Raw genomic sequence first — 11,652 nt, 5'->3', positions numbered from 1 at the left:
CTGCTCAACCTGAGAAACCTGACCAACCTGAAAATCCAGTTCAACCTGAACAACCTGCTCAACCTGAGAAACCTGACCAGCCTGAAAAGCCAGTTCAGCCTGAGAAACCTGCTCAGCCTGAAAATCCGACTCAACCGGAAACTCCAGCGCAACCTGAGAAACCAATTACTTCTTCAAGTCCTGAGGAAGGAGTTAAAGACCTTGTCTTTACACTTCCAAGCTTGGAAATCGTCAATAAGGTCGTACCGTTTAAGACGATTCGTCGCGAAAACCCACAATTAGACAAAGGAAAAGAGCAAGTTCTATCAGAAGGGAAAGACGGTCTCTTAGTCGAGTATGTTGAAGTGAACGGTAACAATCGCAAGGTTCTCCAAACAGAAGCAACTCCAGCACAAGATCGAGTGATTGAGGTAGGTAGCAAACAAAGCTCAGTTGGAACAGAAGCGCCACCAGTTGTGACTCTTCCTGAGTATGTTCTACCAAGAGAGACTGAAAAACCTGCTCCAGTCGTAACAGATAATTCATCATCAAAAGATGAAAAAGCTCCTGTTACAACTACAGTCAAAGAAGACAAGGAAAGACAACTTCCAGCAACTGGGGAACAAGAAGCAACTGCCTTCCTCTACTTGGCAGCAATCACTTCTATCTTGTCTCTCCTTATCTTCCAAAAGAATTTCAAAGACTAATAACCCTCTTTGATTGATTCTTTCTAATTATTCAGTTTCCCCGTAGAGAAGACCATCTGGTCTTCTCTTTTTTTCACGATCAACCTTGTGTGAAAAAATCCATAAAGGATCCCAAAATTTAATTGAACTTTTTATAAATTCACAGTACTGAACGCCCATATTTTTCTAGCCTCCTACTTACATAGTTTCCTCTAAAACTTACTCGAGCCATCTCCATTCACAGAATTCACTTTCATCACTTAGCAGGATAAATGCTTCTCAAATCAATTGTTATCCCTTAACGATCTATTATTTCATTTCAGATGACAAGTCTCCATCAATACCCTATATTTTATAGGCTAGAATACTAAAAAAGTTCAAGGGCATACTTTATTATTTATAGAAAAAATTACTTATAAATATTATGTAAATTGATTCTTAATAACGTTTAAAAGCGTCACTGATTTCTCAAGATAAAAAAATAGTCCAGAACAGTTGTTCTGGACTATTTCCTTTCCAATTACTTCCTAAGAACTAACTGAAAATCATCTGGCTCTATAATTTCTGTAGTGGGTAAAACTACTGTAGAAATTATGGAGCCTATTTTGTTGTAGAAAAAAAGTCATATATTCTATCTCACCTTTTTCTTAGGCGATAGAAAATCAGAATCCTATGCTCTTCAATGGAAACATATCGATTTTTCAAAATCACAGATTCAGCTAATTCAAGCTTTAGATAGATATGGACAAGTAAAATCAACTAAGGGAAATAAGAAGACTATTTTCTCTATTTCTAATGACTTACTTCAACTTCTTACCTCTTGGAAAGAGCAACAAAAATATGAACTAGCAAAGTTTGGCATCATCAGTAATCCAGAACAATTTGTTTTTACATATATCGATACAAAAGGAAACATCAACAAGCCTTTACATGCTGACTATCTAAACAATAAAATGAAAAGCATCAGAAAGCGACATAAAGAGCTGGCACATGCTACACCTCATAAACTGCGACATACAGGAGCAACGCTTGCTAAACAAGCAGGAATGAGCTTAGAAGCTATTTCTGAAGCACTAACACATAGCGATACAGGTACAACTCAGATTTATGTCAATACTTCTAATATAGTTCCTATGGCAGTTGGTGAATTTGCTTTAAAGTCTCTAAAACAATAAGGTAAAAATAAGGTGAACTTTGAGGTAAACTTTTAAAAAAAACACGAAAAAAGCACCCATAAGGTAAACTTTTGAGTGCTTTGAAACGTTGATATAATCGTATTGATTAACGTTTTGAGAATTGTGATGCTTTACGAGCTTTCTTAAGACCTGGTTTCTTACGTTCAACTTTACGTGAGTCACGTGTAAGAAGACCTGCGCGTTTCAATGAATCGCGGAAGTCTGGGTCTACTTGAAGAAGGGCACGAGCGATACCGTGACGGATAGCTCCTGCTTGACCAGCGTATCCACCACCTACAACGTTAACGAAAACGTCGTATGAACCTACAGTTGAAGTAACTACGAATGGTTGGTTGATAACAAGACGAAGGTCAGCGTGTGGGATGTACTCTTCAACATCTTTTTTGTTAACAGTGATTTTACCAGTTCCTGGAACAAGGCGAACGCGTGCAACAGCGTTTTTACGACGTCCAGTACCTGCATATTGTGCTTGTGACATACTTTATTGTTCCTTTCCTTAGATAAGTCCTGAAATATCAAGAACTTCTGGTTGTTGTGCAGCGTGAGTGTGCTCAGCTCCAACGAATACTTTCAATTTCATACCTTGAGCGCGGCCAAGAGTATTGTGTGGAAGCATACCTTTAACTGATTTTTCGATCAAACGTACTGCATTTTTAGAACGAAGTTCACCAGCAGAGATTTGTTTCAATCCACCTGGGTGGTTTGAGTGAGTGTAGTAGATCTTATCAGTTGCTTTTTTACCAGTCAATTTAACTTTTTCAGCATTGATAACGATTACGAAGTCACCTGTATCAGTGTGTGGTGTAAATGTTGGTTTGTTTTTTCCGCGAAGTACGCTAGCAACAACTGCTGAAAGGCGTCCAAGAGGTACATCAGTTGCGTCAACAACGTACCATTTGCGTTCTACTTGGCCTGGTTTAGCCATGAATGTAGTTTTGTTCATGATTTCTCCTATATGAATATCGTTTTTGTTTACAGGGCGGATGTTCCGGTCCGCGGGGTATTTGAAAGGTTCCGGGGCCTTACAAATGGGGTAAACAATACCGTCTACTATCATACCAAATTTCACTACTAAAAGTCAATAGATATGAAAAATATTTTTGCCGATTTCAGTGTTTAACATCTAGAAAAACCTCGCTTTTGCGAGGCTCTCCTATTTGTAAGCTAAGGCACGTTTAAAGGTTTTCCAGATTCCCAAATCATCCGTTTGAAGGACTAGGCTAGCATACATGCGTCCGATAAAGGCTGTTGCAGTGACTGCAAAAACAACCGTTATGGCTAGAGAAATCCAAGCTTCCAGACCACTTGCATACCCATTTATAGCTCTAAATGGCATAAAGAAAGTCGAAATGAAGGGAATGTAGGAACCAATTTTCAAAACCAAATTATCCCCTGCAGCACCTAGAGCGGTCACTCCAACGAATCCTGCGATAATCAAGATCATCAATGGTGACAAGGCTTTCCCTGAATCCTCAGGACGAGAAACCATAGAACCTAGAAAGGCTGCCAAAACAACATACATAAAGAGACTAACCAAGACAAACAATAAGGTATTGAGCGAGAAGGCATCTCCTAGATGATTTAAAATACCAGATTGAGCCAAGATTGGTAGGTCTTTAAAGAGCAGAATCGCAGCCAGACCACCCACGACGTAAATCCCAATATGAGTCAAAATCACAAGAAGCAGAGCCAGCATGCGAGCATAGAAATAATGACTAGCTCGGATACTAGAGAAGACCACTTCCATGATTTTGGTTCCTTTCTCGCTAGCCACTTCCTGAGCAGTAACACTAGCATAGGTAATCAAAATCATATAAAGGAAGAAACCAAGCCCTGCGGCCGCAATGGTTTGGACAATTTTTTTGTTTTCCTTAGATTCATCAATCTTCTCAGTAAAGTCAACGGTTTGACTCAGGCGCTTTTCCTGTTCTTGGGACAAATTAGCCGCCGAGCGATTGAGTTGGTATTGCAGTTCGTTGAGCTTATTTGTTACAGCCAGCTTGATGCCACTTTCAAGAGAAGTTTCACCGTGATAGACGGCCTTGAGGACGCTGTCCTCTTGGTCAATGGTTAGGTAACCCTTGATTTTCTCATCCTTGATAGCAGCCTGGGCACTGGCTTCATCCTTGTAATCAAAGTTGATACCATTGGTACCCTTGAGCCCTTCTTCCACAGATGGCACTGTTGTTACTACTGCTATCTTGCTATTCTTGGCCATAGAAGACCCTTGGAGGTAGCCAATTCCTGCAGATAAGGCTAAAAAGAGGAACGGCGAAATCACCATAAAGAAGAAACTCCACGACTTGACATGTCGAAGATAGGTTTCCTTCATTACAATCCACATATTTCTCATACTTCCACCCCTGATTCTAGTTTAAAGATTTCATCGATTGTTGGAGCTTGTTGGTCAAAGGTCGCGATGTACTGACCTTGAGTCAGGATTGGGAAGAGTTCCCTTCCAGCGCTCTCATCATCTAGGATTAATTTCCAACTACCTTGCTTGGTTAAACTCACCTGTTTGACATGAGGAAGTTTTTCCAATTCTTCCTTGCTTCGTTCACTTGAAACAAAGAGACGCGTTTTCCCGTATTGATTGCGAACATCCTGAACTGGTCCATGCAAGACCACACGCCCATCACGAATCATCAGGATATCATCGCAAAGCTCCTCAACATTGGTCATGACATGGTCAGAAAAGATAATGGTCGCACCGCGCTCTTTCTCTTTCAAGATGACCTGTTTGAGCAACTCGGTGTTGACTGGGTCCAAACCACTAAAAGGTTCATCCAAGATAATCAAATCTGGTTCATGGATTAGGGTGATAATCAGCTGAATTTTCTGCTGATTCCCTTTGGAGAGGCTCTTGATTTTGTCGGTCAATTTGCCCTTCACTTCCAATTTTTCCATCCATTGAGGGAGTTTTTCCTTGACCTCCTTAGCATCCATGCCTTTTAGAGTAGCCAAGTAGCGAACTTGCTCAAGGACTGTCAATTTGGGCATGAGGCTACGTTCCTCAGGCAGATAGCCAATCCGAGCGTAGGTTTCCTGACGAATCTCCTGCCCATCCAGACTGATTTCTCCTTGATACTCCAAAAATTTCAACATACTGTGGAAAATCGTTGTTTTCCCAGCACCATTTTTCCCGACCAGCCCCAGAATCCGTCCTGGACTTGCTTGAAAATCGACACCAAACAAGACTTGCTTGGAACCGAAACTTTTCTCTAGATTTCTTACTTCTAGCATTTTCCACCTCCGAAATATGTTGCACTTATTATACTCCTTTTTGATAGCATTTACAACGTTTTATGTCCATTTTATCGATATTATTTATAGTAAAAATCTACCAAATCCAAGGTTTTTAAGCGCTCCAGTAATAGGTTTAGTATAGCTCATTAAAAATTGGATAGGGTGTCTTTCTCCTCAACTGTTGCTTTTCTCTTTTGAACTGTCCTTTTGAAACTAAAAAACCACCCCGAAGGATGGATTGATGAGTTAACGTACTTCTGCATTGACTTTTTCTTCGAGTGATGCTTGGATTTTTTCCATGTAGCGTGCGACTTCCTCGTCCGTCAAGCTGTCTTCTGGATTTTGGAAGGTCAAGCTATAGGCCATTGACTTCATACCAAGTCCCAATTTTTCGCCTAAGAAGACGTCAAAGAGTTTGATATCTGTCAAACGTTTCACGCCTGCAGCTCGGATAGCATCTACAACTTCTTGGTGAGTGACTTCTGCCTTGAGAAGTAGAGCAATATCACGACTAACCGCTGGGAATTTGGTGATTTCCACAAATGGAGCCGCAGGTTGAAGCGCAGCTTCGATGGCTGAAAGGTTGAGCTCCGCTACATACGTTTCTGGAATATCATAAGTCTTAGCAGTGACCGGATGCACTTGGCCAATGAAACCAAGAACTTGGTCACCGAGTGAAATCACGGCTGTACGTCCTGGGTGTAGACTTGCAATCTCAGCTGTTGCTGTATAAGTCACTTCAAGTCCCAGGCGAGTAAATAATGCTTCAAGGATTCCCTTAGCATAGAAGAAATCAACTGGAACTGCTGCCGTTTGGAAGTCTTTTTCTGCAACCAAGCCTGTCAAGGCAAAGGCAAAGCTGTTGATCTCGTTTGGTAGATCTTCTTTTGGATTACCCGTTTGCTCGAAGACTTTTCCAATCTCATAAAGAGCCAAGTTTTTATTCTTACGTGCTACGTTGTAGGCCACCGTATCAAGGATACCTGAGATCATATTTTGACGGAGGACTGAACGGTCCACTGTCATTGGCCACATGAGTTCTGTAAGGTTACTTGGTTGAGCCGTGAACTCAACTGCTTTTTCAGGCGTTGTTAGAGCGTAGGTAATGATTTCTGTCAAACCTGCTCCTTCAGCGATCGTACGAACTTGGCGACGCAATTTTTGTGTCGCAGTCAATTCACCAGCTGTACCATCGTCTTTTGGAAGACTAGTTGGCAAGCGATCATAACCATAGATACGAGCGATTTCTTCAAAGAGGTCTGCTTCGATAGTGATATCCCAACGACGACGGGGTACGCTGACTGTAAAGCTTTCTGCATTGCCAGAAAGACCAAAGCCAAGACGACGGAAGACATCTTCCACATCAGCATATGAAAGTTCCGTACCAAGAACACGGTTGACATCGGCAAGAGTTGAAGATACTTCTACATCTGAAGTGTCAAGCTCACCCGCTGAAACGATGCCCTTACGCACTGTCGCACCTGCAAGTTCTGCAATCATGCTAGCTGCAGCATCCAAGGCCTCATCGACTGTTGCCACATTAATCCCTTTTTCAAAACGAGAAGATGATTCCGAACGAAGGTTAAGGCGTCCACTAGTCTTACGAATGGATGTGCCATTGAAAACAGCTGCTTCTAACACAACGCGACTAGAATTTTCGGAGATTTCTGTAGCCTCTCCACCCATGACACCTGCAAGGGCTACTGGTTTGTCAGCCACAGTGATGACTAAGTCATTTGTTTCCAAGTCACGTTCTTCACCGTCCAAGGTCACCAATTTTTCACCAGCACGCGCTTCACGCACATGGATGTCATTGCCTTCAAAGGTATCCAAGTCAAAGGCATGCATAGGCTGACCAAAGTAGAGTAGGATATAGTTGGTTACGTCGACCACATTATTGATGGGACGGATACCTTCGTTCATGAGGAGATTTTGCAACCACTGTGGACTTGGTGCGATGGTCACATTGTCCAAGATACGGGCAGCATAGTATGGCGCCTTGTCTGTTTCAATCCCTACAGAAAGAGCATCTGCTGCACTTTCATTTGTTTCTGTTAAACTGAATTCCTTAAAGCTAACTGCCTTGTCATAGATAGCTGCCACTTCGTGCGCTACTCCACGCATAGATAGAGCATCTGCACGGTTTGGCGTGATGGAAAGTTCGATAATTTCATCATCCAAGTCTAGGTAAGAAAAGACTTCGTCCCCAGGAATAGCATCTTGAGGCAAGATTTGGATACCATCTGCGAATTCCTTTGGCACAACTGAGTCCGAAATACCTAATTCACCAAGTGAGCAAATCATTCCGAGAGACTCTAAGCCACGGATTTTCCCTTTTTTGATTTTGTAGTTGTCAGCGATACGAGCTCCTGGAAGAGCCACCATGACCTTGATACCAGCACGCACATTTGGGGCACCACAAACGATCTGACGGGCTTCTTCTTCGCCAACGTTAACCTGACAAACATGAAGATGAGTTTCTGGCACATCTTCGCAAGACAAGACCTCACCGACGACAATTTTTGAGAGACCGGCAGCCGGTGATTCGACACCTTCGACCTCGATCCCTGTAGTTGACATTTTTTCAGCCAACTCTTGTGATGGCACATCAATGTCCACCAATTCTTTTAACCATTTATAAGATACAAGCATAATTCTGATTGTAAGATCTCACCAAGTAAGACCTTTTCAATTCCTTTCTTTTTCTTCGAGTCAGTCCTCACCTTCTCATCGAGAGAAAATGACTAGGACTGTATAGGACTGTGTTTCAGGTTTCAATCTTATTTAAACTGTTCTGAGAAGCGGACATCCCCTTGGTAGAATCCACGAATATCGTTGATTCCGTAGCGGAGCATAGCTACACGCTCTTGACCAAGACCAAAGGCAAAACCAGAGTAAACAGTTGCATCAATACCACTCATCTCAAGGACACGTGGGTGAACCATACCAGCACCCATAATCTCGATCCAACCTGTTTTCTTACATACGTTACAGCCTTCTCCACCACACTTAAAGCAAGAAACATCCACCTCGACAGATGGCTCTGTGAATGGGAAATAGGATGGACGCAGACGAATCTGACGCTCTTCACCAAACATTTTTTGAACGATCAATTGAAGGGTTCCTTGAAGATCTGCCATAGAAATGTTCTTCCCAACAACCAAGCCTTCGATTTGGTGGAACTGGTGACTGTGGGTCGCATCGTCCGTATCACGACGGAATACACGCCCAGGTGAGATCATTTTCAAAGGACCTTTTGAAAAATCATGGGCGTCCATAGCACGCGCCTGAACTGGAGACGTGTGAGTACGGAGTAAGATTTCTTCTGTGATGTAGAAAGTATCCTGCATATCGCGAGCTGGGTGATCTTTTGGAAGGTTCATACGCTCGAAGTTATAGTAGTCTTGCTCCACTTCAAAACCATCCACGACTTGGTAACCCATCCCGATAAAAATATCTTCGATTTCTTCACTGGTTTGTGTAAGAACATGACGGTGACCAACCGCAACAGGACGACCTGGAAGTGTTACATCGATGCTCTCACTAGCAAGTTGAGCTGCGACTTTCTTTTCTTCCAAGAGTTTCGCTGTTTCCTCAAAGGCTGCTGTCAAGACATCACGAGCTTCATTAACGTGTTTCCCGATGACAGGGCGCATTTCAGCCGATACATCCTTCATCCCTTTAAGGATTTCAGTAAGCGACCCTTTTTTACCAAGGACAGAGACACGTAATTCTTGCATCTCTTTTTCATTTTCAGCAGTAATCTGCTTCAAGCTAGCCAGCGTTTCTTCGCGAAGCGCTTTTAATTGTTCTTCAATAGTTGACATAATTCCTCCATCAGTCGCTCGTAGATAAAAAGAAAACCACATGCCAAAAACTCCACTCGGAGCGTTGACACGCGGTACCATCCGTTTCATCTGACAAGTCAGACCTTCATTTCTAAATCCATGCGCAAGTGAATTCACTCAGCTTTCATATAGAGAGCTTGCAGTCATGGCTCTCCTCCCTGATATACTTCCCTTGAGTTACTAGTCTTGCGGATTTCTATTCGATTACTACATAGTTTATCAAATTTTTAGTTAAAAAACAAGTTAGACCAGACTAATTTCAATATAAAAAGGAACAAGACGCAATGCACTATCTATTTGTAAGATCTGTTTCATCTGCTTTCCCTTTCATTTCTTTCTCCTCAAGGGAATTCGATACTCACTTCTGCTTGCCTTTAAATCGCCATTGGAAGCGAAGCTTATCATAGAAAGGAAATTCGATAAACAAGACTCCCAAGCCTACACAGAGACTGGCAAGAACATCTGATGGGTAGTGAACTCCCAGATAGACCCGAGATAGCAGCACACTGACTAGGTAGAGGCCAAGGACGATTTGCACGATTTTTCTCCAGACTGGATTTTTAATTCGCTGACTAAGAATAACAATCAAAGTCCCTACCATCAGCGTCACTGCCAGAGAATGCCCACTTGGGAAGGAAAATCCCTTCTCCTCGACTAGATGTAAGATAGCTGGTCGTGGGCGCTGGTAGATGTTTTTAAAGGTCACGATTAAAAGACCAGCTAAGGCTAGATTGCCCGCCATGAAGTAGCTTTCTATCTTCCACTGCTTACGATAAAAGATAAAGGCTGCAATGGTAACCCAGGTGATAATCACTGGGATATCAATCAAATGCGTAAGGGCACGGAACAGAACTGTCAAATAATCTGGCAAGTCCCCACGAAGAGCAGTCTGAATCGGTTGATCAAAACCGACCAGCGTTTCAGGATAGAACTTAACCATATAGCCAAGAAGGACGAAAAGTAAAAGGGCAAAACTGCCCTTCATTAAAAATGTTTGTTTATCTCTCATAATGTTTTAAGGTTGGTTTTAAGAGGACATACAGCAACCAGAATGAAACGGCAAAAATTACACCCTCAATCAAGTTAAAAGGTAGTACCATAGTCATTAGGTAGTTGGAAAGTCCCAAAATTTTTCCAATATCAAAGTTGGCAAACTGCGCGTATAAAGGAACAGCATAGACATAGTTGAGAACCAACATGGCAGTAGTCAATCCGACAGTTCCCGCTAGAGATGCTAGTAGGAAACGAAGGGTGCTACGTTCCTTTTTCCAAATCAAACCAAAAGCGATAACAAAAACTCCCAAGGCTACGATATTCATTGGCAAGCCAATGTAAGTATTCACTCCCTGGCTATTGAGAAGCAACTTCAAGAGTGATCGCAACAAGAGAATGCCTAGAGCAGCAGGCAAATCCATCACCACCAAGCCCACAAGGACTGGCAAGATACTAAACTCGATCTTGAGGAAGGTCGCCGCTGGCAAGAGCGGAAAGTCAAAGTACATCAGCACAAATGAAATGGCTGATAAAATCGCAATGGTCGAAATTCGACGTGTGTTTGTCATAACAGGTTCCTCCAATTTTCTATAAAATCAGAAGAAGTTGGAAAGGATCCCTCTATCTATTCTCACTTTTTATATCCCAAAAGTTCCCTCTCACTCTTTTGAGCAAGCGGTTGCAATTCATCAATAAACTCATCAGAACAGACAAAGCCATTCTTTCGTCTTCTCCCATCCAGACTATACTGTCGGTTGTGGAATCGCACCACATCAGCTTGCGCTCGCGGACTTCTTTAACTAAGATATTTTGGATTAATCTAGGCGTCGCAGTCGAAGATAATACTTGAGTATATCGAGACAAGACAACGAAGAGTAAGCCAAAATAGCTAGTTAAAGTCACCGCCGGTCGGGAATCTCACCCAGCCCTGAAGACCCCTTTATCATAACAAAAAACGCTTGCAAGTGCAAGCATTTTGTTTATTTCAATTTATCTGCTTCATAGGTGTGAACAAGCTCAAGATCTGCAAAATTTTGCTGACGGAGAGCTTCGTAGACGATCATGCAGACGGTATTGGAAACATTGAGGCTACGAACATGTTCATCATTCATAGGAATACGGAGAGCCTTTTCGGGATGCTCCCGCATAAAGTCCTCAGGCAAGCCCTTGTCTTCGCGTCCAAAGAGAAAATAATGGTCTTCGTCCGTCGATAAATCTGCTTCAGAATAGACCTTTTCCGCAAATTTTGAAATCAGATAGAGTTTACCCTTCATCTGAGACATGAAATCTTCCAAACTGTCATAAAAATAAATCTCTAACTTATCCCAGTAGTCCAAACCAGCCCGTTTCATCTTGCGATCATCAATAGGAAATCCCATCGGTTTGATGATGTGAAGGGGAGAATTGGTCGCAGCGCAAGTACGCGCAATGTTACCTGTATTTTGTGGAATCTGAGGTTCAAATAATACAATGTGATTTGTCATGACTTGCTTCCTTTCACCATTGCAAAAAAATAGCCACACTGCCCGGAGTCAAGCTCAGCAAACAGCGTGGTTAAGGCATCGTTAACTTACCTCACAACAGGTTTGAAGTAAATCAGCGAAGCTACTTTCTTAGTATAACACTTTCAGAATCATTGTCAATAGAAACGACTTGATTTTTTTACTTTTTTTGATAATATTTCCATACTTAGTCATTCTTTTT

The 11,652-nt window shown here is 42.1% G+C and carries 10 protein-coding genes, 1 pseudogene and 1 riboswitch; of the genes and pseudogenes, 2 read left to right on the top strand and 9 right to left on the bottom strand.

What is annotated here, in order from left to right; genetic code table 11:
* Both HMPREF1518_RS08590 and HMPREF1518_RS10740 read left to right on the top strand, forming a co-directional pair.
* Nucleotides 1–686: LPXTG cell wall anchor domain-containing protein (locus HMPREF1518_RS08590; RefSeq protein WP_033585535.1), on the top strand; the 686-nt coding region annotated here is incomplete at its 5' end.
* Nucleotides 687–1,291: 605 nt separating this feature from the next.
* Nucleotides 1,292–1,840, top strand: a pseudogene (locus HMPREF1518_RS10740) (site-specific integrase); the annotation flags it as partial.
* A 106-nt stretch (nt 1,841–1,946) separates the two neighbouring features.
* On the opposite strand, the gene rpsI reads toward HMPREF1518_RS10740, so the two are convergent.
* The 9 genes from rpsI to HMPREF1518_RS08540 all read right to left on the bottom strand — a co-directional run bounded on the left by rpsI (nt 1,947) and on the right by HMPREF1518_RS08540 (nt 11,432).
* Nucleotides 1,947–2,339, bottom strand: coding sequence for a 30S ribosomal protein S9 (gene rpsI / locus HMPREF1518_RS08580; RefSeq protein WP_033585534.1), 393 nt, complete (start codon nt 2,337–2,339; stop codon nt 1,947–1,949).
* An 18-nt stretch (nt 2,340–2,357) separates the two neighbouring features.
* Entirely contained in the window at nt 2,358–2,804 is a 447-nt protein-coding gene (gene rplM, locus HMPREF1518_RS08575) for a 50S ribosomal protein L13 (protein WP_001044624.1), read from the bottom strand.
* A 210-nt stretch (nt 2,805–3,014) separates the two neighbouring features.
* Nucleotides 3,015–4,214: an ABC transporter permease gene (locus HMPREF1518_RS08570; RefSeq protein WP_033585533.1), complete on the bottom strand. Its 1,200-nt coding sequence runs from the start codon at nt 4,212–4,214 to the stop codon at nt 3,015–3,017.
* The gene (locus HMPREF1518_RS08565) at nt 4,211–5,104 is read right to left on the bottom strand and encodes an ABC transporter ATP-binding protein (protein ID WP_000895273.1); all 894 of its coding nucleotides are present in this window, start codon (nt 5,102–5,104) and stop codon (nt 4,211–4,213) included. Before HMPREF1518_RS08565 ends, HMPREF1518_RS08570 begins: the two co-directional genes overlap by 4 nt.
* 249 nt (nt 5,105–5,353) lie before the next feature.
* On the bottom strand, nt 5,354–7,759 hold the full coding sequence (pheT, locus tag HMPREF1518_RS08560; protein WP_033585531.1) for a phenylalanine--tRNA ligase subunit beta: 2,406 nt from the start codon (nt 7,757–7,759) through the stop codon (nt 5,354–5,356).
* A 128-nt stretch (nt 7,760–7,887) separates the two neighbouring features.
* Nucleotides 7,888–8,934, bottom strand: a complete 1,047-nt coding sequence (gene pheS, locus HMPREF1518_RS08555; protein WP_000103747.1) for a phenylalanine--tRNA ligase subunit alpha — start codon at nt 8,932–8,934, stop codon at nt 7,888–7,890.
* 379 nt (nt 8,935–9,313) lie between these two features.
* On the bottom strand, nt 9,314–9,964 hold the full coding sequence (locus tag HMPREF1518_RS08550) for a phosphatase PAP2 family protein (RefSeq protein WP_033585529.1): 651 nt from the start codon (nt 9,962–9,964) through the stop codon (nt 9,314–9,316).
* A complete protein-coding gene (locus tag HMPREF1518_RS08545; protein ID WP_033585527.1) occupies nt 9,954–10,517 on the bottom strand; it encodes an ECF transporter S component in 564 nt (187 codons plus the stop codon). Before HMPREF1518_RS08545 ends, HMPREF1518_RS08550 begins: the two co-directional genes overlap by 11 nt.
* A 153-nt stretch (nt 10,518–10,670) precedes the next feature.
* Nucleotides 10,671–10,888, bottom strand: a riboswitch (FMN riboswitch).
* A 40-nt stretch (nt 10,889–10,928) separates the two neighbouring features.
* Entirely contained in the window at nt 10,929–11,432 is a 504-nt protein-coding gene (locus HMPREF1518_RS08540; protein ID WP_000181367.1) for a tRNA (cytidine(34)-2'-O)-methyltransferase, read from the bottom strand.
* Nucleotides 11,433–11,652 lie beyond the last annotated feature (220 nt).

This window comes from Streptococcus sp. SR1, assembly GCF_000526075.1.
GTDB lineage: Bacteria > Bacillota > Bacilli > Lactobacillales > Streptococcaceae > Streptococcus > Streptococcus halitosis.
This window is presented reverse-complemented; position numbering and strand designations above follow the sequence as displayed.

Coding starts and splice junctions, on each gene's coding strand:
- rpsI (WP_033585534.1), bottom strand. CDS start 2,339: ATGTCACAAGCACAATATGCAGGTACTGGACGTCGTAAAAACGCTGTT.
- rplM (WP_001044624.1), bottom strand. CDS start 2,804: ATGAACAAAACTACATTCATGGCTAAACCAGGCCAAGTAGAACGCAAA.
- HMPREF1518_RS08570 (WP_033585533.1), bottom strand. CDS start 4,214: ATGAGAAATATGTGGATTGTAATGAAGGAAACCTATCTTCGACATGTC.
- HMPREF1518_RS08565 (WP_000895273.1), bottom strand. CDS start 5,104: ATGCTAGAAGTAAGAAATCTAGAGAAAAGTTTCGGTTCCAAGCAAGTC.
- pheT (WP_033585531.1), bottom strand. CDS start 7,759: ATGCTTGTATCTTATAAATGGTTAAAAGAATTGGTGGACATTGATGTG.
- pheS (WP_000103747.1), bottom strand. CDS start 8,934: ATGTCAACTATTGAAGAACAATTAAAAGCGCTTCGCGAAGAAACGCTG.
- HMPREF1518_RS08550 (WP_033585529.1), bottom strand. CDS start 9,964: ATGAGAGATAAACAAACATTTTTAATGAAGGGCAGTTTTGCCCTTTTA.
- HMPREF1518_RS08545 (WP_033585527.1), bottom strand. CDS start 10,517: ATGACAAACACACGTCGAATTTCGACCATTGCGATTTTATCAGCCATT.
- HMPREF1518_RS08540 (WP_000181367.1), bottom strand. CDS start 11,432: ATGACAAATCACATTGTATTATTTGAACCTCAGATTCCACAAAATACA.